Source organism: Kribbella polygonati, assembly GCF_050320105.1.
In the GTDB taxonomy this organism is placed as follows: domain Bacteria; phylum Actinomycetota; class Actinomycetes; order Propionibacteriales; family Kribbellaceae; genus Kribbella.
In genome coordinates this window covers 8,472,080-8,495,257 of the sequence record NZ_CP190129.1, presented here as the reverse complement: position 1 = coordinate 8,495,257, position 23,178 = coordinate 8,472,080, and the positions used below count along the sequence as shown (strand labels likewise).

Sequence of the window (23,178 nt, the reverse complement as noted above, 5' to 3'; positions counted from 1 at the left end):
GCCAACGGAACACAGGAGGAACCGATGCGAGCACGACGCACCGTCGCGCTGGCCCTCACGGGCCTGCTCGCCGCAGCCACCCTGGCTGCCTGCAGTAACGGGGACGGGAAGGCCGCCGGCAGCAGTTCGGGCAGCGGCGCGACCGTACTGAACATCGGCATGCCGAACGGTCCGCAGACCGAGAACAACAACCCGTTCCTCGGCTCCTCCGCGGGTGCCTCGCTCGGCTACCGGTGGATGATCTACGAGCCGCTGGTGATGATCAACGGGATCAAGCCGACCGAGCCCGGCAAGCCGTGGCTGGCGACCGAGTGGAAGTGGGACGCCAACTACACCAAGCTGTCGTTCACGATCCGCGACGGCGTGAAGTGGTCCGACGGCCAGCCGCTCACCGCGGACGACGTGGCGTACTCGTTCCAGCTCCGCAAGGACCACGACGCGCTGAACACCGACGCGATCCCGTACGGCACGATCACCGCCGCCGGCAACAAGGTGGACCTGACCTTCACCCGGTCCCAGTTCACCAACCAGAACAAGATCCTGACCGTGTTCGTGGTCCCGAAGCACCAGTGGTCGACGATCGCGGACCCGACCCAGGACACCCTGAAGAACGCGATCGGCACCGGCCCGTACACGGTCAAGTCGTTCACCCCGCAGACCACCACGCTGACGCTGCGGGACTCGTACTGGCAGGACCTGCCGAAGGTGAAGGAGCTGCGGTACACGTCGTACAACGACAACAACGCGCAGACCACCGCGCTGGCGAACGGCTCGTCGGAGTGGAGCTTCGTGTTCGTCCCGAACGTGAAGGCCGTCTACCAGGACAAGGACCCGAAGAACCACAAGCTCTGGTTCCCGGCGAACCTCGGCATCCACGGCCTGTGGATCAACACCACCCGCAAGCCGTTCGACAACCCCGCGCTGCGCCGCGCGATGAACCTGGTGGTCAACCGCGACGACATCTTCAACCAGGGCGAGGCCGGGTACTTCTACCCGAAGGTCGAGTCGGTGACCGGCATCCCGACCCCGGCCGGTGAGTCGTTCATCGCGCCGGAGTTCAAGGGCAAGAACCACGCGGTCGACGTCGACGCCGCGAAGAAGGAGCTCTCCGACGCCGGCTTCAAGCTGGACGGCGACACGCTGAAGGACCCGGCCGGCAAGCCGGTGACGATCACGCTGACCGACCCGGCCGGCTGGTCCGACTACATCACCGACCTGGAGATCATCAAGGACAACCTGTCCCAGATCGGGATCAAGGCGACCGTCGACAAGGCCAACCAGGACGCCTGGTTCAAGAACATCGACACCGGCAACTTCGACGCCGCGATGCACTGGACCAACGGCGGCGCGACGCCGTACGACATCTACCAGAACATCATGGACGGCAAGATCCTGAAGCCGGTCGGCAAGGGCGGCGTGAGCGGCAACTACGGGCGGTTCAACAGCCCGGAGGCGACGAAGGCGCTGGACCAGTACGCGAACGCCGCGGACGACGCGACCCGCACCACCGCGCTGAACACGCTGCAGAAGATCATGGTCGAGCAGATGCCGATGATCCCGACCTCGGCGTCCAACGTCGGCGGTCTCTACAGCACCAAGAACTGGGTCGGCTGGCCGGACGAGCAGAACCAGTACGGGCCGGCGCAGCCTACCCAGCAGAACGCGCTGCAGATCATCCTGAACCTGAAGCCGGCCGGCAGCCAATGACGGTCACCGAGACCGAGGTGGTGCTGGAGGCCGAGGGTCTCACCAAGCACTTCACGGTACGGCGGGGCGTGCGCGACCTGCTCAGCCGCGAGCACAAGGCAGTGCACGCGGTCGACGACGTCAAGCTCACGCTCCGCCGGGGCCGGGTCACCGCGCTGGTCGGCGAGTCCGGTTCGGGCAAGTCGACCGTCGCGCGGCTGATGGCCCAGCTGTACGGGCGGACCTCGGGTGAGGTCCGCCTGCACGGCGAGCCGGTCACGGTCCGCGGCGGCCGGAAGTTCCGGGCGTACGCGCGCAAGGTGCAAATGATCTTCCAGGACCCGTTCGCCTCGCTGAACCCGACGCACACCGTGCGGCACCACCTGACCCGGTCGCTCAAGATCCACGGGCGTGCGGGCGATCTCGAGGAGAACCTGCGGTCGCTGCTGGAGCAGGTCCAGCTCACTCCCCCGGAGCGTTACCTCGACAAGTTCCCGCACGAGCTGTCCGGCGGTCAGAGGCAACGCGTCTCGATCGCCCGGGCGCTCGGCGCCGACCCCGAGGTGCTGCTCGCCGACGAACCCGTGTCGATGCTCGACGTGTCGATCCGGCTCGGCGTACTGAACCTGCTCCGGGACCTGAAGGAGCGGCTCGACCTGGCGATCCTCTACATCACCCACGACATCGCGTCCGCGCGGTACTTCGCCGACGAGACGCTGGTGATGTACGCCGGCCGGATGGTCGAGGGTGGTGACTCCGAGACCGTCACGCAGCACCCGGCGCATCCGTACACGCGGCTGCTGATCGACAGTGCGCCGGATCCCGACCGGCTCGGCCAGCTCGGTACGCCGGAGGACCAGGCGGGCGGCGAACCGCCGAGCCTGATCGCGCCGCCGGGCGGCTGCCGGTTCAACCCGCGCTGCGTGCACGCGATGCCGAAGTGCTCGACCGACCTGCCGCCCCGCTTCGAGCTGCCGGAGACGGGCCACTGGGCCGCCTGCTGGCTCTACGAGGAGGAGGCCGCGAAGTGAAGTTTCTCCTGCAGCGGTTGGCGTTCTACGTCTTCACGGCGTGGGCGGCGCTGACCATCAACTTCTTCATCCCGCGGCTGATCCCGGGCGATCCGGTGACGTCGCTGATCAACAAGTTCCAGGGCCAGCTGAGCACCGACGCGATCCACTCGCTGTACGTGCTGTTCGGCCTGGACAAGAACGCGTCGCTGTGGAGCCAGTACGTCGACTACTGGGGCCAGGTGTTCCACGGCGACCTCGGGCTGTCGTTCACGTTCTTCCCGACGCCGGTGTCGGAAATCCTCAAACAGAGCCTCCCGTGGACGATCGCGCTGGTCGGCATCACGACGTTCGCCAGCTTCATGATCGGTACGTCGCTGGGCGTGATCGCGGGCTGGCGGCGGGGCTCGATCATGGACGGGTTGTTGCCGGTGACAACGTTCCTGTCGTCGATCCCGTACTTCTGGCTCGGCCTGCTGGCGATCGCGCTGCTCGCCGGCCCGGACAGCTTCTTCCCGTCGTCGGGCGGGTACGAGCCGGGCCTGGTGCCGTCGTGGACCTCCGGGTTCATCGGCAGCGCCGTACAGCACAGTCTGCTGCCGGCGCTGACGATCCTGATCTCGTCGGTCAGCGGCTGGATCCTGACGATGCGGAACATGATGGTGACGGTCGCGTCCGAGGACTACATCACCGTCGCGCACGCCAAGGGACTCCCGGAGCGGCGCGTGATGGTCAGCTACGCGGCCCGGAACGCGTTGCTGCCGAACGTTTCCGGCTTCGCGCTGTCGCTCGGCTTCATCGTCGGCGGCACGCTGCTCGTCGAGATCGTGTTCTCGTACCCGGGCATCGGCTACAACCTGTTCCAGGCCGTCGGTGCGAAGGACTACCCGTTGATGCAGGGCGTCTTCCTGGTCATCACGCTGTCGGTCCTGGTCGCCAACCTGCTCGCCGACGTCGCGTACCTGATCCTCGACCCGCGCACCCGGAAGGAGGGCTGATGACCGCCTCCATCACCGCGGTGACCCCTGCGGCCACGGCGCCGGCCAAGCGCCGCCGACTGCGGTTCGTCGCGAACCCGAAGGCCGCGACCGGTCTCGTCGTACTCGCGTTCTTCTGCCTGATCGCGATCATCGGCCCGTGGATCGCGCCGTACGACCCGTCCGCGCGCAGCAGCGACCTGATCCAGGCGCCGTCCGGCAAGCACTGGTTCGGGACCACGCATCTCGGCCAGGACATCTTCAGCCAGGTGCTCGTCGGCACCCGCGGCGTGATGTTCGTCGGGCTGCTGGCCGGGCTCGTCGCGACCGCGTTGTCGATCCTGATCGGCGTCAGCGCCGGCTTCCTCGGCGGTGCGGCGGACGACGGGCTGTCCGCGCTGTCGAACGTCTTCCTGGTGATTCCGGCGTTGCCGCTGATCATCATCGTGGCGTCCACGATCCCGTCCGCGGGCGACCTGATGGTTGCCCTGGTCATCGGGTTCACCTCGTGGGCGTGGGGTGCGCGGGTACTGCGGGCGCAGACGCTCTCGCTGCGCCGCCGCGACTACGTGGAAGCCGCCCGGGCGACCGGTGAGAGTACCTGGCGGATCATCACGTTCGAGATCATGCCGAACCTGACCGCGATCATCGCGTCCGGCTTCGTCGGCACGGTGATCTTCGCGGTGATGTCCGAGATCACGCTCGCGTTCATCGGCATCTCGACGATCTCCGAGTGGAACTGGGGCACGATCCTGTTCTGGGCACAGTCGCAGCAGGCCCTCGCGCAGGGCGCGTGGTGGTGGTTCGTCCCGGCCGGTCTGGCGATCGCAGTGCTCGGTACGGCGTTGTCGCTGGTCAACTTCGGCATCGACGAGTTCGTCAGCCCGCGGCTGCGGTCGAGCGGTCATACCCGCGTCAAGACGAAGGACGGGCGGTCGGTACGGATGCGGGTCGGGTTCACGCCGGTGCTCTCGTCGCGTGAACCGGTGACTCCCGTCGTACGGGCCCGCGCCGAGGAGGAGGTGGCGTGAAGACGCCGGTGCTGGAGATCAAGAACTTCCATGTCGACTACGGCCTGGGGTCGGAAGCGGTGCAGGCCGTGCGCGACGTGACGCTCACGTTGCATCGCGGCGAGGTGCTCGGCCTCGCCGGGGAAAGCGGCAGCGGGAAGTCGACGCTCGCGTACGGCGTGACGCGACTGCTGCCGCCGCCCGGCGTGATCAGCGGCGGGTCGGTCGTCTACCACCCGCCGTCGGGCGACCCGTACGACGTGATGGCGCTGACCGACGCGGAACTGCGGAGGTTCCGCTGGGCGGAGACGTCGATCGTGTTCCAGGGCGCGATGAACTCGCTGAACCCGGTGCACAAGGTCTCGACGCAGATGCTCGACGTGATCAAGGCCCACGAGCCCGGCCTGACCGCTCCGGCCCGGATCGCCCGGGCGCAGGAAATGCTCAAGCTGGTCGGCATTTCCGCGGACCGGATGGACGCGTACCCGCACCAGCTGTCCGGCGGCATGCGCCAGCGGGTGATGATCGGCATGGCACTCGTCCTCGAGCCGCAGGTCGTGATCATGGACGAGCCGACCACCGCCCTCGACGTGGTCATGCAACGCCAGATCCTCGCCCAACTGGTCGAACTCCGCGAACGCCTGGGCTTCTCGGTCCTCTTCATCACCCACGACCTGTCGCTGCTGGTCGAGTTCTCGGACCGGATCGCGATCATGTACGGCGGCCGCATCGTCGAGGAGGCCCGCTCCGCAGACCTGTATCGCGACTCCCTCCACCCCTACAGCGAAGGCCTGCTGAAGTCCTTCCCCGCGTTACGCGGCGCCCGCCGGGAACTCGCCGGAATCCCAGGTTCACCACCTGATCTTCGTGGCATGCCTTCTGGGTGCTCGTTCCATCCCCGTTGCCCGCAAGCATTCGACCGATGCTCCGTAGACATTCCTGTACTGGGAATCCCGACCTCCCGCAACGACCCCAACCGCTCCGTCGCCTGCTGGCTCCCCGGCCGCACCGCCTAGAAAGGCACCTATGACCCTCCCCCCGGGCCTCCCCGCCACCTTCCGCTGGGGCGTCGCCACCTCGGCGTACCAGATCGAAGGCGCCGTCGACGAGGACGGCCGCACCCCCTCGATCTGGGACACCTTCTGCCAGGTCCCCGGCGCGATCGACAACGCCGACACCGGCGACGTCGCCTGCGACCACTACCACCGGATGCCGGCCGACGTCGCCCTGATCAAGGACCTCGGCCTGGACACGTACCGGTTCTCGGTCGCCTGGCCGCGGGTGCAGCAGCGCGGCAAAGGCCCGGTCAACCCGGCCGGCATCGGCTTCTACGACAAGCTCGTCGACGAACTTCTTGCCCAGGGCATCGACCCGTGGGTGACGCTGTACCACTGGGACCTGCCGCAGGAGCTGGAGGACGCGGGCGGCTGGCCGGTGCGCGACACGGCGTACCGCTTCGCCGAGTACGCGATGCTGGTGTTCGACGCGCTGAAGGACCGCGTCGACACCTGGACGACGCTGAACGAACCGTGGTGCTCGGCGATGCTCGGCTACGCGTACGGCGTGCACGCCCCGGGGCGGCGGGAGTACCCGGCGGCGCTGGCCGCCGTACATCATCTGCTCCTCGGCCACGGCCTCGCGACGCAGGCGATGCGCGAGGCGTCACCCCGCAAGCTCGACATCGGCATCACGCTCAACGTCGCCACCGCCTACCCGGCCTCCGACGCCGCCCCCGACGTCGACGCCGCCCGCCGGGCCGACGGGATGGGCCGCCGCCTCTACCTGGATCCGCTGGTCCACGGCCGCTACCCCGCCGACGTCGTGGCAGACCTCGCCCGCGAAGGGGTGACGCTCCCCGTCCTCGACGGCGACCTCGACGTCATCTCCGCCCCCATCGACGTACTCGGCGTCAACTACTACTTCAGCCAGAAGTTCACCGGGTACGCCGAGGACGGCAGCACCACCGACGCCGACGGCAACCCCGTCAGCCGCGACGTACCGCTCGGCAAACCCCGCACCGCCATGGACTGGGAGATCGTCCCCGAAGGCTTCACCGACCTGCTGGTGAGTATCGCCCGCGACTACCCCGGCCTCCCCATGGTCATCACCGAGAACGGCTCCGCCTTCGAGGACCTCCCCGACGCGAACGACTACGTCGACGACACCGACCGCACGGCGTACTTCACCTCCCACCTCACCGCGGTCGCCGACGCCATCACCCAAGGCGCCGACATCCGCGGCTACCTCGCCTGGTCCCTCCTCGACAACTTCGAATGGGCCTACGGCTACGTCAAACGCTTCGGCATAGTCCGAGTCAACTACGAAACCCAGCAAAGAACCCCCAAAGCCAGCGCCCTCTACCTCAAGGAGCTAGCCGAACAGCACCGGCGCACCTAGCGGTCAGCCGGCCGGTACAGCTTCATCAACGCGGTCTGGACGAGGTCCTCCGCCCGGTGCACGTCGCCGCAGACCAGGTACGCGATCCGTCGCAGGTGTGTCCGCCGCTGGGCGACGTACGCGCTGAACTCGGCGTCCCGTGTCGACATACAACTCCTCTTGCTCGTTCCGTCACTGATACTTACGGAGTCGACGGACAAAGTGTTGTCATCGCACCACGGAGACGGGACGATCGGGGTATGCGCAGAATCGCCCCGTCTGCTGTTGTTGTCATGTTGTTCGCGTTGTTGGTGCCTGGTGTGCCCGCGGTCGCGGAGGTGCCGCGGGCGGCGCCGTTGGTGACTGGATGGACGCCGCCGTTGAGTACTCGCGGGCGGTACGTCGTCGATGCCAACGGCCATCGGTTTCGGTTGAAGTCGGGAAACTGGCATGGCGCCAGTGGGACGTGGAACGGGTCCGGGGATCCGGGTGCCGACGCCAACCAGCACGCCGGTGAGAACAGCAATCGGATGCCGCTCGGGCTGGATCGGGCGCCGATCGCGGAGATCGTCGCGGGGTTCGCCGAGCTGGGGTTGAACAGTGTGCGGCTGCAGTTCTCCAACGAGATGATCCACGACAGTACGCCGGTCCCGGCCGCCGCCGTCGCCGCCAACCCGGGGCTGGCCGGGAAGACGCCGCTCGAGGTGTACGACGTCGTCGTACGGCAGCTGACCGACGCAGGGTTCGCGGTGATCCTGAACAACCACACCAACACCACCCGCTGGTGCTGCGGCCTGGACGGCAACGAGCGGTGGAACGCGAGCCAGTCCACCGAGACGTGGGAGAACGACTGGCTGTTCATGGTGAACCGCTACAAGGACAACCCGCGCGTCGTCGGCGCCGACCTCTACAACGAGGTACGCCGGGACCTCCTGGACGACCCGAACTGGGGCCTCGGCGACCAGCACGACTGGTTCGCCGCCTCCCAGCACCTCGGCGACCGGATCCTCACCGAGGCGAACCCGAACCTGCTGATCGTTGTCGAAGGCATCAACTGGACCGGCATCCCGGCCGACGGCCTGCCGCACGACCGGCCGACACTGACGCCGGCGCGGTACCTGTCGCACACGCTGGTCGCGTCGGACAAGCTGGTGTACTCGGCGCACTTCTACGACTACACCGGTCCGCGGCACAGCGGCGCGACCGGGACCGGCGAGACGCACGACCCGAGGTACCGCGACCTCTCGCCGGAGGAGCTGATCAGCGAGCTGAACCGGCAAGCGTTCTTCGTCACCGGCGAGAAAGGGCACTTCACCGCGCCGCTGTGGATCAGCGAGTTCGGCATCGGGCGGGACGAGACCGGCACCTTGCAGCGCGCCTGGTGGGAGCATTTCGTCGACCAGCTGATCCGGACCGACGCCGACTTCGCGTACTGGCCATTGGTCGGCTGGCACAACCTGAGCGGCCCGGACAACGGCTGGGCGCTGCTCGCGTGGGACGTCAACGGGAAGCGGATCGGGCTGTACGACGGGGACGACTGGCGGGCGTCCGCGTGGACACGGCTGATGAACGCGCCGAGCAAGACCGGGCAGGTCGCGCCGGCGACGGTGTGGAAGATGCTCAGCCCGGATCACGGGGACTTCGTCGAGTCACTGCGGATGCGGGCGGCCGGCGACTGGGACAACGGTGCGCGGAAGGCTGCTTGCCCGGACGGGCTGCGGTTGGTGGGGCTGAGTCATACCGGCAATCGCGGGTTCTGCCGGTCCGGCGGACCGGCAGGGTCGGGGTCGTACGACGTGGTTCACGACGAGAGCCATGTGTCGGAGGACTGGGCGTCGGGGTACACGAAGTACCAATGTGCCGCCGGGTCCTTCGCGATCGGGTACAGCGTGCGGGGCGCGCGGGTGTCTTCGGTCGTGTGTGCCGGTACGTCGTCGCTCGGTTCGGCCGGGCGGACGGTGTGGTTCGACCGCGGCGACAACCGCGGCGGAGGCGGCGGGGACTTCGCGAACGGGAACTACAAGGGGCAGTGCGCGGACGACGAGTACGTCGCCGGGGTCGCGTTCACCACCCGAGTTGGTTCAAGTGGTACCCCGGACGCCCTGTATTGCCGCAAACTCGTCCAATGATCCCCGCACCCGCGACCACCGCCTCCGCCGAAGGCACCTACACCCTCACCGCCACCACCGGCGTCACCGCCCCACCCGAGCTGGCGGGGCCTGCGGCCCGCTTCGTGGAGGCGGTCCACGGCGACACCGGCCTCACCCTGACCGGCGATTCCGGCATCACCGTCGGGTTCGCCCCGGTGGACGGCGTACCAGCCACCGCCGGCCTGCGCGCCGACGGCGCCGAAGGGGATGAGCGGTACGGGTTGGAGGTTTCCACCGACGGCGTCCGGGTCTGGGCGGCGTCAGCGGAGGGAGTCCATCGGGGGCTGACCTCCCTGCGGCAACTCATCTCCGCACGGTTGCAGGACGGTACCGCGGTTCTTCCGGCCACCAGACTCGTCGACGGCCCGCGGTTCGCCTGGCGCGGGTTGTCGCTCGACGTCGTACGGACGTTCCACGGCCCCGACGAGGTACGGCGCGTCATCGACATGCTCGACCTCTACAAGCTCAACGTCCTCCACCTCCACCTCACCGACGACCAGGGCTGGCGAGTGGAAGTACCGTCCCGCCCGGCACTCACCGAGGTAGGAGCGACCGGCGCGATCGGCGACCGCCCCGGCGGGTACTACACCCGGCAAGAACTGGCCGACCTCGTCGCGTACGCCGCCGACCGGTTCATCACCGTCGTACCCGAGATCGACATGCCCGGCCACACGGCCGCCGTCTTCAAGGCGTACCCGGACCTCGCCCCGGCCGACCCGAAGACCGTCGAGCTCGGCAACGGTGACCAGCTCCACCTCGGCACCCTCGACCCGGCCCGCGCGGAGACCTGGACCTTCGTCGAGGACGTCCTCGACGCGGTCATCCCGCAGTTCCCGGCGAGTGAATACGTACACATCGGCGGCGACGAGACCTGGGGCATGTCCGACGAGGACCACGCCGCCTTCGTCGAGAAGGCCTCGGCGCTGGTACGAGACCGCGGCAAGCGGGTCGTCGGCTGGCAGGAGATCGCCCGCGCGAAGCTCGACCCGGCCGACGTCGTCCAGTACTGGCTGGACCTCGACATCGACGCGATGGCGGACAACCCCGACGCCCCGACCCCACCCGAAGAACTCCTCCCGGTCCTGGTCGACGCCCTCCGCAAGGCCAAACTCGACGCCCCGAAAGCCCTCGAACAGGGCGCGCGGCTGATCGTCTCCCCCGTCACCTGGCTGTACTTCGACCGCCCGCACGCCGACGCCTCCGCCGACCCCGCCCAGGAGCAGGCCCGCGCACGCCTCGGCCTCGAGTTCTACGGCGCCGCCTCCCTCGAACACGGCATCTCCTGGGACCCCGCCGACGTAGTCACCCCCGACCGGATCGCCGGCGTCGAGGCCGCCATCTGGTGCGAAACCATCACCAGCGCCGACGACCTCGAACTTCTACTCCTCCCCCGCCTCCCCGGCCTCGCCGAGAAGGCGTGGTCCCACCGGACCACCACCCACTGGCCCGAGTACGCCACCCGCCTGGCCGAACAATCCCCCGCCTGGCGCACCCGAGCCTGGACCTACCTCCAGTCGACCGAGGTCAACTGGAGGTGATCACGCTGTCAGGATGCGCTGGTTCCAGCGGCGCTGCCATTCGAGGTTCCGCCAACCGGGGTGGTGCGGCGCAGAGTTGGAGCCAAGGACCGTGCCCCAGAACCCGTGCTCGATGCATCTCTCGACGGCATGCTCGGCGATCCCCTGTCCGACCGGTCCGTCCTCGAACTCGGCGAGCAGTGGCGTGTAGCCGATCCACCCCTCGCCGATGACAGCCGGTACGTCGTGGCGCGCGGCCCAGCGGGCAATGACGTCGAGCCGGTCGTCGATTGCCTGCCGCATCGCGACGCGATAGTCACCGTACTTCTCGTAGAGCCAGCGGTCCCACTTGACCGGATCGACCCAGTCGTAGCTGTAGAACATGCTCGCCGAGACACCGGTCGCCTCCAGCCGCCACGGCTCCGCCGCCTTCGCGTACGCGTCGAAGTCCGGAGCGTCGTCGCGCAACAGCGACCGCAACGCGCCGCGCGGGAACTCCGGCGGCGGCACCCGCACCCCGGCCCACTCCTCGATGGCCGCGAGTACGCCGTACACGTAGACGTGGAAGTGTCCGACCTGCCCGTTGTCCGGTACGGCGTCCATGTCCAGGTACGGCGTGATGCCGTAGCAGAAGGTGGACACGATGTCGGGGTGTCGCCGGCGCATCAGGTCCACGGCCTCCGCCACGTGGCCGCGTTGGCCCCAGTACGGGTCGTCGCCGACGTCGCGCAGCCGGCTGAGGTCGACCTCGTTGTGCAACTCCGCGTAGGCGATCCGGTCGGCCAGGTCGCAGTCCTTGAGATATTGCACGAGATCCGACATCGCGAGCGCCACGGTCCGGTGGCGCTCCTCCGGTGGGATCCCGGCCAACGCGTCGTACCACTCCCGGGTCTCGAGGAACGCGGGACTCTGCTGATACTCCCAGGACGAGAGGATCACGTAGCAGTCATGGCGCCGCGCGGCCTCGAACAACTCCCGCAAACGCCGCCGCCCGTCGACGAGGGCGCCACCGCGGACGTCGTACCAGCGGGTGCGAGCGCCCACCGAGCCGCCCATTCCGGCCAGCCGCAGCCGGGTGGTGTCGATGCCGTGGTCGCCGAACAACAGGTACGGCATCGCACAGATGCGCACGGTGTTGTACCCGCGCTCGACGGCTTCGTCGAAGGCGGCGTCGAGATTGTGGAAAGGCTCGCCATCGGTGGTCTGCGTGTACCAGGTGAAGTCCCACAGGGTGATCGTGAGCCGGTCAGGCAGGTGCGAAGGAGTCACAGTTATCGGCCTTCCGGAACAGTGGCGGCGGCGAAGTCGTCGAAAACCAGCCGCCGGGTGGTCGAGTCGAAACCGAGCATGCCCATTGTCGACATTCCGTTGTACTGCTGGTTGTAGCCGAGGCGTTCCTTGTAGTCCTTCAGCACCCAGAACAGATAGCCGGCGACGTACTCCGGACGATCCGTGACCTGTCTCCAGTGCGCACGGAACCCTGCCGCCTGCCATTCTTCGTTGCCCTGCTCGGTGTCCGGGCCGTGCTGCCCGAGGAACGACCAGGACCCGTTCTCGGTGATCAGGATCGGTTTGCCCGGGTGGTTCTTGTGTACGGCGTCGATGGTCGGCCCGAGGTCCTCGTTCTTGCCGTAGAAGTAGCCGAAGTACTCGTTGAAGCCGACCACGTCCGCGATGTCGAAGGCCGGGTCCCAGGAGGTGGCCGAGGCCCAGGTGACGGGCCGCTTGTGCAGATCGAGTGCGTTCACCGCATCCTTCATGTCCTGCAGCCAGGCCCGGTAGACCGGTGCGCCGTTCGCATCGATCTCCGACTCGTTCTGCAGGCACCACAGGATCACGGACGGCCGGTTGTGCTGGTTCCACACCATCGACGCAGCCAGCGCGCGGGACAGACCGTAGCGCTCAGTCTGCGTGCGTTCCTGATCGGTGTTCATCCACATGTTGTCGATGTCGTCCATCACGAACACGCCGTGCCGGTCCGCCCAGTCGTACGCGTACGGGTGCCGGTTGTAGACGCAGTTGCGGAGCAGGTTCGCGCCGGTCTCCAGGGCGTGGCCGAGCTCGTGGTCGTATTCCTTCGGCGTCATCGACCGGCCGTGAGCCGCCGTCTCCTCGTGCCAGTTGAAACCCTTCAGGAACTGCGGTTCACCGTTGACCTTCAGCAACGAACCGTCGACGTCCACCGAGCGTACGCCGTACGTCGTCGACAACTGATCGACGAGGCCCGGTGCCCGCAGCTGCACAGTTGCCCTGAGCAACTGCGGTCGGTCGGTCCGCCACTGTGACGCTCCGGCGATGTCGGCGGTCGACGTGACGACTGCCGTCTCCCCCGGTGCGAGGCTCACTGGCACCGCCTCCGCCGCGGAACCGTAGCCCGGACGCACCACCGCCTGCCCGCTGAAGTGCCGGGTGCCGTGGTTGGCGACCACCACTCGGGCGTCGAAACGGCTGCCCTGCGCGGAGACGAGCACCTTGGCGATCGTCACCGCCGGAACGGCTTCCAGCCAGACCGACCGGGTGATACCGGCGTAGGGCCAGTAGTCGACGGGTTTCCACGGTACGGCGAGCGGATCGTTCAGCGGCCCGGTGCCCGCCCGGTAGTCCGTGAAGTCGGCGCGACGGTGGACCCGGACCGCGATCGCCGCCGTGGAACCCGGCTGCAGGGCGGCGCCGACCGGCAGCGCGAACGGCGTGTGCCCACCCTCGTGCGCGCCCGCGAAGTGGCCGTTCACCCACACGTCCGCGCGGTAGTTCACCGCGAGGAACATCAGCCGAACCTGTTTCCCCACCCAGGCGCCCGGCACGCGGAGCTCGGTGCGGTACCACGCGTACCCGTCCTGGAACGCCGTACCGCTGCCGAAGCCCGCTCCGTCGTAGCTGCCCCAGTCGGGCCGGTCCTTCAGATCCCACGAGGAAGGTACGGCGATCCGGTCCCAGCCCGACGTACCGGCGCCGGGCAGTTGCCAACCGTCCGACAGGCCGACGTCGTCCGGGTCGAAACGGAACGCCCAGGACCCGTCGAGCCTGCGGTAGGACCGCGTCGGCTCCTCGTGCGCCCATCCGTCGAAGGACGGCACGACCTCGTCGTACTGGAACAGCACACCGGTCCCCGCGATCTGCTCGATCCGCGTGCCCGCGGGTTCACGGTCGCCGTGGGGTGGCAGCGAAGGCGTCGTACCGGCGTACGCACGCGGGAGTGCGAGACCTGGCAGGGCCGCGGTGAGAACGCCGGCCTTCAGGACGGTTCTGCGAGAGGGCATGGTGACTCCGATGGGATGAGGCGGATCAGCCCTTGACGCTTCCCTCGGTCAGGCCGCTGCGCCAGAAACGCTGCAGGACGAGGATCGCGATCATGAGCGGTATGACGGACAGGAACGCGCCACCGACAGTCAGCTGGTAGAGATCCGGCTGGCGATCGGCGAACGACTGCCAGGACGTGAGGCCGAGCGTGATCGGGTACAGCTTCGGATCGGACAGCATGACCAGCGGCAGGAAGTAGTTGTTCCAGATCCCGACGAACTGGAACAGGAAGATCGTGACCAGCGCCGGCGCCATGATCCGGAACGCGAGCACGCCGAAGATGCGTGCCTCGCCGGCGCCGTCGATACGGGCGGCCTCCACCAGCGAGTCGGGTACGGCGGCAGCGGCGTAGATCCGGCAGAGGTACACACCGAACGGACTGACCACCGATGGGAGCAGCACCGCGAAGTACGTGTTGGCCAGACCGAGCTGCGAGAACAGCAGGAACAACGGCAACGCCAACGCGGTACCCGGAATGAGCACCCCGGCGAGAATCAGGTTGAAGACCGATTCGCGACCACGGAACTCGTACTTCGCCAGGGCATAGCCGGCCATCGCCGCGAGCACCGTGGCGATCGCAGCGCCGGCCCCGGCGTACAGGACGCTGTTGAAGGTCCAGCGCAGGTAGATCCCGTGGTCGTAGGTCAACACGTTGCGCAGGTTCTCGAGCAGCTGCGGCCGCGTGAACCACAACCCGAAGCTGCCGAACAGATCTCCGGTGCTCTTGGTCGCGGCAACGACCAGCCAGTACACCGGCAGCAGGAAGTACAACGCGAACACCGTGAGCAGTCCGACGACCAGAATGCGCCAGCCCAGCGCCGGCCGTCCTGCTCGCGTGCCACGCTCCGCACCCAGCCGGGTCGCGGATCCTGCAGATGGCGTGCGCTTCTCGGCGACCGTGGTCATGCGCCGTCACCCCGTCGTCCGACAAGATGCAGGAAGCCGAAGGACAGCACACAAGCGACCGCCGCCAGAATGACTGCCTGTGCCGCGGCCAGGCCGTAGTTGTTGTTGACGAAGGCCTGCGTGTAGGCGGCGAGGTTCGGCGTGTACGACGTGTTGATCGCGGTGCTGATCGGCCGCAGGACCAACGGCTCGGCGAACAACTGCAGGCTGCCGATGATCGTGAAGACCGTGGTGAGGACGATCGCCGGCCGGATCAACGGGAGCTTGACGTGCCGGACGACCTGCCAGGCGTTCGCGCCGTCGATGCGCGCCGCCTCGTAGAGGTCGGTGTCGATGGCCTTGAGCTGGGCGACCACGACCAGCATGTTGTAGCCCGCGAACTCCCAGGTGACGATGTTCACGATCGACCACAAGACGGATCCGGAGCCGAGGAAGTCGACGTGGATGCCGACGCTGCCGAGGATGTCGACGATCGGGCTGACGCCCGGGATGTAGAGGAATCCCCACAGGATCGAGGCGATCACGCCGGGGACGCCGTACGGGAGGAAATAGGCGCTGCGGAAGAAGCGCACGCCGCGGGCCGAGGCCGTCTCGAGCAACAACGCCAGAGCGGTCGCCATCACCATCATCAAGGGCACCTGGATCACGGCGAACGCCAGCACCCGGACCAAGCTGTGGAGGAAACCCGCATCGGTCAGGACCTCCGTGTAGTTCGAGAGTCCGGCGAACACCCGGTGCGAGCCGCCGAGGCCCAGTGGTCCGGAGCGCTCCACCTTCAGCAGACTCTGGTAGACCGCGTAGCCGATCGGCAGGATGAAGAACGCCGTGTACAGCAGGAGGAACGGCGCGAGGAAGCCGGCTACCGCGCGCCGCCGCGTGCCGCTGGTCGTCGTCGTCATGGAGATTCTCCGCACGTCGTGGTGGTCAGTCGGCACGGACCTTCAGGCCCTTGGCCTTCAGGTCGGCGACAGTCGCGTCCTGCGCGTCCTTCACCGCCTGTACGAACGTTCCCTTGCCCGTGATCGCCCGCTGGAAGCCGTCGTTCAGGTGCTGGTACACGGCCGGTGTGGTCGGGAGCCACGCCCAGTCCTTGTTGATCGCCTTGTCGGCGGCGGCAAACACGTCGTTGATCTTCTGACCGCCGAAGAACGGATAGGGCTTGTCCAGCGCGGATCCATGCAGGGCGTCCTTGGCCGCGGGCCAGCCGTACCCGCCCTGGATCAGCAGGTCGATGCTCTTCGGGTCGGTGTTCAGCCAGACCGCGAACCTCGCGGCCTCGGTGGGGTACTTCGCGCCCTTCAGCGCGGCCGTCGAGGAGCCACCCCAGTTCGCGGACGCAAACTGCGATCCTTCCCACTGCGGCATCGGCGCCACCGCCCACTTGCCGGCCGTCTTCGGCGCATTGCCCGACAGGATCGCGTCGCCCCACTGGGCACTCACCCAGCCGACGATCTCACCGTCCTGCAGATGCTTGTACCAGGCGTTCGCGAAGTCCGGCTCGGTCGCGACCAGTTCGTCGCGGACCAGACCGTCCCAGTAGCTCGCGACCTTCTCCGTCTCCGGCGTGTCGATCTTCACCACCCAGGTGTCGCCGTCGATCGAGAACCACTGGGCTCCGGCCTGCCAGGCAAGTGAGGTGAACCAGGCCGAGTTCCCCGGCGGGAACGTCCCGATGTACGCCTTCGGATCCTTCTGCCGGATCGTCGCCGCGGCGCTCTTGTAGTCGGCCCAGGTCTTCGGCGGGTTGATGCCCCACTGCTTGAACAGGTCCGCACGGTAGAAGAAACCCATCGGCCCGGACGCCTGCGGTACGGCGTACACGCCGTCGCCGTACGCGACCTGGTGCCACTGCCAGTCGACGAACTTGCTCTGGCTGTCCTTGACGCCGTACTTCGACAGGTCCACCAGACCGTCGTCGAGCAGGAACTCGGGGATGTTCTGGTACTCGACCTGCGCGAGGTCCGGTGCTCCCTTGCCGGCCTGCAGCGCGGCGTGCATCTTGGCGTACCCGCCGTTGCTGCCGGCCGGGATCTTTTCGAGCGTGACCTGGACGTCCGGGTTCTGTGAGTTCCACAGGTCCACGGCCTTGTCCACGCCGGGCACCCACGACCAGAAGACGAGCTGCACCTTCTGGCCCGGAGTCCGCTGCGCTCCGGTGTCCGTGCTGCCGGGACTCGTCGACGCCCCGCACCCGGGGACAAGCGTCGCCGCCCCGAGTACTCCGAGTCCCTTGAGGAAAGTCCGCCGATCCGCTGCCAGACCCGTCATGCACAACTCCTGAGATCCGCCCGCCGGTCGCGCCAGCCGGTCGTGAGTGATGTGTTGCGAAGGATCTTGCTGCGGACCGCCTAAGCTGTCAATATTAATTCGTAAATTACGAGCAAATCGAGGAGTGCGGATGCGGCTGGCTGGGCGGGTGATCGTGGTGACCGGGGCCGCGTCGGGGATCGGGGCGGCGTGTGCCGAGCGGGTGCTGGCCGAGGGGGCGCAGGTTGTGCGGGTGGACATCCGGCCCTGTCCGGAGCTGCCGGGCAAGGCGATCACTGTGGTCGGTGACGTCGCGTCGGCGGACACCTGGGCGGAGGTGCGGTCCCGTGGTCGCGACGAGCTCGGGCCGATCGACGGACTGGTCAGCAACGCGGTCTTCGTCGACGTGAAGCCGGCGCACGAACTCTCCCCGCCGTCCTGGCAACGTCAGCTCGACGTCAACCTGACCGCCACATTCCTCGGTTTCCAGGCGTTGTACGACGACCTCGTCGCGGGCGCGGGCTCCGTCGTACTGGTGTCCTCGGTGCACGCGATCGCCGGGCTGCCCGGGCATCCGGCGTACGCGGCAACGAAGGGTGCGCTGGTGTCGCTCGGGCGCCAGTTGGCCGTCGAGTACGGTCGGGACATCCGCGTGAACACCGTGCTCCCAGGCCCGGTCGTGACGGCGATGTGGGACCGCGTCGACGCCGAGGGCCGCGAGCGCAGTGCGCAGGCGACCGCGCTGAAGCGCCTCGGGCAGCCGGACGAGGTGGCCCAGGCGGTGGCGTTCCTGCTGTCGTCGGAGGCGTCGTTCGTGACCGCCGCCAGCCTGGTGGTCGACGGTGGATGGTCGGCAGTGAAGGACTCGGCGTGAGGGAGAGCAGAGTGACGGGGATCCAGCGCGGGCTGCACGGTCAGATCGTGGAGGAGATGGCGCAACGCATCCTGTCGGGGACGATCCCGGAGGGCGCGACCATCAACGTCACCGAGCTGCAGGCCGACCTCGGCGTCAGCCTGACCGCGGTCCGCGAGGCGCTGAAGGTGCTGACCGCGAAGGGGCTGGTCGACGCGCGGCAGAAGCGCGGTACGTTCGTCCGCCCGCGCGCGGACTGGAACCTGCTCGACGCGGACATGATCCGCTGGCACTTCAAGGACGCCGACGCCCGCCCGGAGTTGCTCGAGGAGCTGCACGAGGTCCGCGGCATCGTGGAACCGGCCGCCGCCCGGCTGGCCGCCGTACGCGGTGACGACTCGCATCTGGCCGCGCTGGACGAGGCGCTCGCGGCGATGGAGTCCGCGGGCGACGACCTGGCCGCGGTGGCCGCCGACCTCGCGTTCCACCGGGCGTTGCTCGCGGCAACGGGGAACGAGCTGCTGACCAAGATGGAAGTGATCATGGAGACCGGGCTCGCGGACCGCGATCGGCTCGTGCACAAGGTCAAGCCGTCCGACGACCCGGTGCCGAGCCATCGGCGGGTGGTGGACGCGGTTCGTGCCCACGACCCGGAGGGCGCCGAGCTCGCGATGCGTGAGCTGCTGGCGAAGGCGGCCGAGGACCTCACCGAAGTCCGCGGCTCGAAGGGGCGCCGGTGAAGATCGAGCGGATCGAGACGTTCCTGGTTCCACCGCGCTGGCTGTTCTGCCGGATCGAGACGAGCGACGGCGTCGTCGGCTGGGGCGAGCCGGTCGTCGAGGGCCGCGCCGAGGTCGTCCGGGCCGCGATCGACGTACTCGCGGAATACCTGATCGGCCAGGATCCGCTGCAGGTCGAGCGGCACTGGCAGGTGCTGACGAAGGGCGGGTTCTACCGCGGCGGACCGGTGCTGAGCAGCGCCGTCGCGGGGATCGACCATGCACTGTGGGACATCGCGGGCAAGGTGTACGGCGCTCCGGTGGCGGCGCTGCTCGGCGGAAGGGTGCGCGACCGGGTCCGTGTGTACGCGTGGGTCGGCGGCGACGAACCGTCGTCGATCGCCGACGCCGTCGCGGAGCAGGTCGACGCCGGGATGACGGCCGTGAAGATGAACGCCGCCGGGTTGCTCCAGGTCTCCCCGTCCGTTGCCGAGATCAACGACATCGTCACCAGGCTTGCCGCCGCGCGGGCCGTGCTCGGTGATACGCGGGACGTCGCGATCGACCTGCACGGACGGGTCGGCGTCGCGGGTGCGCGGCGGATCCTGCGGGCGGTCGAGGGCCTGCAGCCGATGTTCGTCGAGGAGCCGGTGCTGCCGGAGCAGATGGCGCATCTCCCCGAGGTCGTCGCGACGTCGACGGTGCCGGTGGCGCTGGGCGAGCGGTTGTACCACCGCGCCGATTTCCTGGCTCCGCTGAACGCGGGCGTCGCCGTCGTACAGCCCGACGTCTCGCACGCCGGCGGGATCTCCGAGCTGCGGCGGATCGCCGTACTCGCCGACGCCCACGGCGCACTGCTCGCGCCGCACTGCCCGCTCGGGCCGATCTCGCTGGCGGCGTCGCTGCAGGTGTCGTTCAGTACGCCGAACTTCCTCATCCAGGAGCAGAGCCGCGGCATCCACTACAACGTGACGAGCGACCTCACGTCGTACGTCGTGGACCCGGCGCCGTTCGCCTGGGTCGACGGGCACGCGGAGTGGAATCCCCTGCCGGGCTTGGGAATCACGGTCGACGAGCAGGCCGTCCGCGCCGCGGACCGGACCGGCCACGCCTGGCGGAACCCGGTCTGGACCCACGACGACGGATCCTTCGCCGAATGGTGACCGCGGCCGTGGAGGTCGACCTCACCGACGGCGGCCGCTGGACCTCGCTCCGACTCGCCGGGCGCGAGTGGTTGTGGGCAGGCCCGGGTCTGATCGACGGCCCGCGGACCGGTATGACGACCTTCGTCGACGCGGGCGGTGTCGACGAATGCTTCCCGACCGTCCGCGGTACGCCGGACCACGGCACCCTCTGGAACCAGCCCTGGGACGGCACCGTCCTCTCCCGAACCTTCTCAACCGGCCCCAACACGGTCACCGTCGACTACCACTTGAGAGCAGTTCAGGGCTATCGGTTCGTGTGGGCTGCCCACGCATTACTCGACTGCATGCCCGGCGCAACCATCTCCGCAGACTTCACCGAATGCCGCCTCTACCCCGACGACGGCCCCTGGACCCTCAGCGACTGGTCGGCGGTCACGACGTACGGCCCCACCGACGGCACCGCGGTCGGCGCCGTACTGGTGGACTGCCCAACGGTCTCGGTGCGCGACCGCGGCGCCGAGCTCACGATGACGTTGAGTTGCCCAGGGCAACCGACCTCCATCGCCCTGTGGCGCAACCAGGGCGGCTTCCCGGCCGGCACGCCATACCGGAGCCTCGGCGTCGAGCCGATGCTGGGCAAGGTATTCGACCTCGCCGAAGCCGGTCCCACCGACGCCGCGGTAGTCCCGCCAACCGGCGAACTGACCTGGCGGTTGACGCTCTCCGCCAGGTCAGTCTGATGTCACCCGAGCGGCAGATCGAGTACAGCGCCGGGCACCGACGTGCTGTTGGTGGTGCGGATGCTGTTGAGCTCCGCCGACGTCAACGCCCGCTTGTAGAGCCGTACCTCGTCCATCGACCCGTCGAAGTGATGCGCTCCGTCCAGCCGCTGACCGACGTACATCTTGAACGGCCGGCCCGGGCTGACCGATCCGGTCGGGGCGGCGACGCTCGCGGCCTGCGTGCCGTCGACCCAGACCGACAACGTGCCGGCCTTCCGCTGCAGCGCGACGTGGTGCCAGGCGTTGTTGTTGTACGCACCGGCCGTCTGAACAGCAGTCGTCTTGCCACCGGTCGTGATCAGCCCGCGGATCCGCCCGTCGGCCGGTTCGGCGCGCAGCCAGAACTGCGAGAACTCGTTGATCCCGTAGCCCCAGAGGATCGCCTGCGGCGTGGTCGACGCGCCGTACCTGATCCACGCCATCGCGGTGAAGTCGCCGGCGCCGACCGCGAGCGATTCGGCGTACGGCAACTGGATCGCGTCGTCGACCCCGTCGAGGTCCCGCGCCTGCCCGAACTTGCCGGTGACGCTGACCGGAGCGCCGTGCAGGTAGCTGTCGTTGTGCAGGCCGGACACGTCCGGCGTCGTCGTACCGAGCGGAGCGTCCGGGTGGCCGATGTCGTTCTCGGTGAACCGGGCGAACCTGATCTGGTCGCGGGCGTCGACCGTACCGCCCTCGTACAGCAGGCCGATCTCACCCGTGTCGAGGATCGCCAGGTCCGAGTACCCGGACCAGTCGTCGGTGATCCGCGTCCCCTCGTCGACGCTCTGCCAGGTCTTGCCCTCGTCGAAGCTCGACCGGATCGTCAGGTACCGCCGACGATCCGGATCAGCCGGCGCCGCGAACAGGATCCGGTTGTACTTGTCGCCCTGATCGACCGCACGGAGCCGCTGCAACGAGCCCTGAACAACAGGTGCGATCAGCCCGGCAATCGTGGAAAACGGTGCGGTAAACGTTTCGCCGCCGTCGTTGCTCACGGCACTCATCCGGCTCGCGCCCGACGTACCGGCGTTGTTCCGGGCGCCGGCGTACACACCGCCGTCGACCTTCTCGACGACGCTGATCTCCTGCGGGGTGGCGTCCGAGCGCAGATCGGTCGCGCCCTTGTGCCAGGTCACGCCGTGGTCGTCGCTGTAGACGAGCTGACCCGCGTTCTGCCCGGCGCCGTTGTCGTAGTTGGTGCCCGCGACCAGCCGGCCGGCGTTGGCGCCGCGGGTGAGCTGGATGCCGTGCACGGGACCGGTCGCGTACCAGCCCCAGGCCGGGTCGTCGATCTGGCCGCCGATGTTCTTCGCCGCGGACCACGTCCGGCCGTCGTCGTCACTGGTCTGCACGTACGGCGTCCGCGGGCGGCTCGTCGTACCGGGGTCCATCGTCGACAGCAGCACGATCCGGCCGGTCTCGTAGTCGACGATCGGGGCCGGGTTGCCGCGGGTGGCGACCGCGTTCGGGTCGGAGTCGGTACCGGACAGGACGGTCTGGGTGGCCGACCAGGTACGGCCGTCGTCGTCGGAGCGGCGCATCACCAGGTCGATCTCCTGGGAGTCCGCGCACCAGGCGCGCCGGGCCTCGGCGAACGCGAGCAGCGCGCCGGTCTTGGTCTTCACGATCGCGGGGATGCGGTAACAGCCGTAGCCCGCATCTCCCTTGGTGAACAGGACGGTGGTGGTGACGGCTGCCTGAACGAATGGAAGCGGTACGGCGAGGGCCAGCACGAGCGCCGTCGCCAGGGCGGTGAACCTGGGCATGAGCGGATGCCTCCTGAAAGTAAACAACGGGGCGGTTGTTCACTAGGTAATTCAGCCACAGATCGGGCGTCCACGCCAGAGGTCATGGGACGTCCTATGTCTAACTCGTATCATAGGTTGGGGACCATGGATCTGCTTGCCGAACTCCGGAGCCGGAAACTGCTCGCGATCATCCGCGCCGACCGCGCGGACACCGCGCTGGACTGCGTCGAGACCCTCGTCGAGGCGGGCGTCACCGCGCTCGAGATCTCGCTCACCACCCCCGGCGGTGTCGAGGCGATCGCGAAGGCGCGCTCGCTGTACGACCCGCACATCCTGATCGGGGCCGGCACCGTCGTCACCACCGAGCAGGCCGAGAAGGTGGCCGGCGCCGGGGCCGACTTCAGCGTCACGCCCGCGATCACCCGCGGCGCGCACCGCTCGGTCGAGCTCGGCCTGCCGCTGCTCTGCGGCGCGCTCACCCCGACCGAGGTGGTCGCCGCGCTCGACCTCGGCGCGACCGCGGTCAAGATCTTCCCCGCCAAGCTGCACGGACCCGGGTACCTCTCCGAGCTCCTCGCCCCGCTCCCCGACGCCCCGCTGATCGCGGTCGGCGGCGTGGACGCCCAGTCGGCCCCGAAGTACCTGGCAGCCGGCGCGCTCGCGGTCGGCGTCGGCTCCCCACTCCTCGGCGACGCCGCCACCGGCAGCCCCCTCGCGGAACTGGCGATCCGAGCAAGCACGTTCCGCACCGAACTCAACATCTGACGAGG

At 68.4% G+C, this 23,178-nt stretch carries 20 protein-coding genes; 13 read left to right on the top strand and 7 right to left on the bottom strand.

Going from position 1 to position 23,178, the window contains the following annotated elements; genetic code table 11:
- Positions 1-24 precede the first annotated feature (24 nt).
- From ACQHIV_RS40960 to ACQHIV_RS40935, 6 genes are read left to right on the top strand one after another with little or no spacing between them, the layout of a single operon-like run.
- Positions 25-1,707 (top strand): ABC transporter substrate-binding protein, encoded by a 1,683-nt coding sequence (locus ACQHIV_RS40960; protein ID WP_427889977.1) that lies wholly within the window; start codon positions 25-27, stop codon positions 1,705-1,707.
- Complete coding sequence (locus ACQHIV_RS40955; RefSeq protein ID WP_427889975.1) at positions 1,704-2,717, top strand: ABC transporter ATP-binding protein; 1,014 nt, start codon at positions 1,704-1,706, stop codon at positions 2,715-2,717. Before ACQHIV_RS40960 ends, ACQHIV_RS40955 begins: the two co-directional genes overlap by 4 nt.
- Complete coding sequence (locus tag ACQHIV_RS40950; protein ID WP_427889974.1) at positions 2,714-3,694, top strand: ABC transporter permease; 981 nt, start codon at positions 2,714-2,716, stop codon at positions 3,692-3,694. Before ACQHIV_RS40955 ends, ACQHIV_RS40950 begins: the two co-directional genes overlap by 4 nt.
- Positions 3,694-4,704 carry an ABC transporter permease gene (locus tag ACQHIV_RS40945; protein WP_427889972.1) on the top strand — a complete coding sequence of 337 codons (1,011 nt, stop codon included), beginning with the start codon at positions 3,694-3,696 and terminating at the stop codon, positions 4,702-4,704. Before ACQHIV_RS40950 ends, ACQHIV_RS40945 begins: the two co-directional genes overlap by 1 nt.
- Complete coding sequence (locus ACQHIV_RS40940) at positions 4,701-5,699, top strand: ABC transporter ATP-binding protein (RefSeq protein WP_427889970.1); 999 nt, start codon at positions 4,701-4,703, stop codon at positions 5,697-5,699. The genes ACQHIV_RS40945 and ACQHIV_RS40940 overlap by 4 nt, the downstream gene beginning before the upstream one ends.
- A gap of 10 nt (positions 5,700-5,709) precedes the next feature.
- Complete coding sequence (locus tag ACQHIV_RS40935) at positions 5,710-7,080, top strand: GH1 family beta-glucosidase (RefSeq protein WP_427889968.1); 1,371 nt, start codon at positions 5,710-5,712, stop codon at positions 7,078-7,080.
- Here the strand turns inward: ACQHIV_RS40935 and ACQHIV_RS40930 are convergent.
- Positions 7,077-7,229: a sigma factor gene (locus ACQHIV_RS40930; protein WP_427889966.1), complete on the bottom strand. Its 153-nt coding sequence runs from the start codon at positions 7,227-7,229 to the stop codon at positions 7,077-7,079. The two genes, ACQHIV_RS40935 and ACQHIV_RS40930, sit on opposite strands and share 4 nt — an antisense overlap.
- Before the next feature lie 90 nt (positions 7,230-7,319).
- Between ACQHIV_RS40930 and ACQHIV_RS40925 the strand changes: the two genes are divergently transcribed.
- Both ACQHIV_RS40925 and ACQHIV_RS40920 read left to right on the top strand, forming a co-directional pair.
- Positions 7,320-9,188 carry a glycoside hydrolase family 5 protein gene (locus ACQHIV_RS40925; RefSeq protein WP_427889964.1) on the top strand — a complete coding sequence of 623 codons (1,869 nt, stop codon included), beginning with the start codon at positions 7,320-7,322 and terminating at the stop codon, positions 9,186-9,188.
- Positions 9,185-10,747: a beta-N-acetylhexosaminidase gene (locus ACQHIV_RS40920; RefSeq protein ID WP_427889962.1), complete on the top strand. Its 1,563-nt coding sequence runs from the start codon at positions 9,185-9,187 to the stop codon at positions 10,745-10,747. The genes ACQHIV_RS40925 and ACQHIV_RS40920 overlap by 4 nt, the downstream gene beginning before the upstream one ends.
- On the opposite strand, the gene ACQHIV_RS40915 is transcribed toward ACQHIV_RS40920, so the two are convergent.
- Genes ACQHIV_RS40915 through ACQHIV_RS40895 form a run of 5 tightly spaced genes read right to left on the bottom strand, consistent with a single transcriptional unit; the run spans position 10,748 to position 17,200 of the window.
- A complete protein-coding gene (locus tag ACQHIV_RS40915; protein ID WP_427889960.1) occupies positions 10,748-11,995 on the bottom strand; it encodes a cellulase-like family protein in 1,248 nt (415 codons plus the stop codon).
- Positions 11,996-11,997: 2 nt separating this feature from the next.
- Complete coding sequence (locus ACQHIV_RS40910) at positions 11,998-13,986, bottom strand: glycoside hydrolase family 2 protein (protein WP_427889958.1); 1,989 nt, start codon at positions 13,984-13,986, stop codon at positions 11,998-12,000.
- A 25-nt stretch (positions 13,987-14,011) separates the two neighbouring features.
- A complete protein-coding gene (locus ACQHIV_RS40905) occupies positions 14,012-14,932 on the bottom strand; it encodes a carbohydrate ABC transporter permease (protein ID WP_427889956.1) in 921 nt (306 codons plus the stop codon).
- Complete coding sequence (locus tag ACQHIV_RS40900; protein ID WP_427889954.1) at positions 14,929-15,831, bottom strand: carbohydrate ABC transporter permease; 903 nt, start codon at positions 15,829-15,831, stop codon at positions 14,929-14,931. The genes ACQHIV_RS40905 and ACQHIV_RS40900 overlap by 4 nt, the downstream gene beginning before the upstream one ends.
- 25 nt (positions 15,832-15,856) lie before the next feature.
- Positions 15,857-17,200: an ABC transporter substrate-binding protein gene (locus ACQHIV_RS40895; protein WP_427889953.1), complete on the bottom strand. Its 1,344-nt coding sequence runs from the start codon at positions 17,198-17,200 to the stop codon at positions 15,857-15,859.
- Positions 17,201-17,330: 130 nt separating this feature from the next.
- Here ACQHIV_RS40895 and ACQHIV_RS40890 point away from each other — a divergent pair, with 130 nt between their 5' ends.
- From ACQHIV_RS40890 to ACQHIV_RS40875, 4 genes are read left to right on the top strand one after another with little or no spacing between them, the layout of a single operon-like run.
- Positions 17,331-18,053, top strand: coding sequence for an SDR family NAD(P)-dependent oxidoreductase (locus ACQHIV_RS40890; protein ID WP_427889951.1), 723 nt, complete (start codon positions 17,331-17,333; stop codon positions 18,051-18,053).
- Positions 18,050-18,772: a FadR/GntR family transcriptional regulator gene (locus ACQHIV_RS40885; protein WP_427889949.1), complete on the top strand. Its 723-nt coding sequence runs from the start codon at positions 18,050-18,052 to the stop codon at positions 18,770-18,772. The genes ACQHIV_RS40890 and ACQHIV_RS40885 overlap by 4 nt, the downstream gene beginning before the upstream one ends.
- A complete protein-coding gene (gene dgoD / locus ACQHIV_RS40880; protein ID WP_427889947.1) occupies positions 18,769-19,914 on the top strand; it encodes a galactonate dehydratase in 1,146 nt (381 codons plus the stop codon). The genes ACQHIV_RS40885 and dgoD overlap by 4 nt, the downstream gene beginning before the upstream one ends.
- Positions 19,908-20,636 (top strand): hypothetical protein, encoded by a 729-nt coding sequence (locus ACQHIV_RS40875; protein WP_427889945.1) that lies wholly within the window; start codon positions 19,908-19,910, stop codon positions 20,634-20,636. Before dgoD ends, ACQHIV_RS40875 begins: the two co-directional genes overlap by 7 nt.
- Positions 20,637-20,638: 2 nt before the next feature.
- Here ACQHIV_RS40875 and ACQHIV_RS40870 read toward each other — a convergent pair whose 3' ends face one another.
- On the bottom strand, positions 20,639-22,426 hold the full coding sequence (locus ACQHIV_RS40870; protein ID WP_427889944.1) for an exo-alpha-sialidase: 1,788 nt from the start codon (positions 22,424-22,426) through the stop codon (positions 20,639-20,641).
- A gap of 126 nt (positions 22,427-22,552) precedes the next feature.
- Here ACQHIV_RS40870 and ACQHIV_RS40865 point away from each other — a divergent pair, with 126 nt between their 5' ends.
- Positions 22,553-23,173, top strand: a complete 621-nt coding sequence (locus tag ACQHIV_RS40865; protein ID WP_427889943.1) for a bifunctional 4-hydroxy-2-oxoglutarate aldolase/2-dehydro-3-deoxy-phosphogluconate aldolase — start codon at positions 22,553-22,555, stop codon at positions 23,171-23,173.
- The last annotated feature ends 5 nt before the right edge of the window (positions 23,174-23,178 follow it).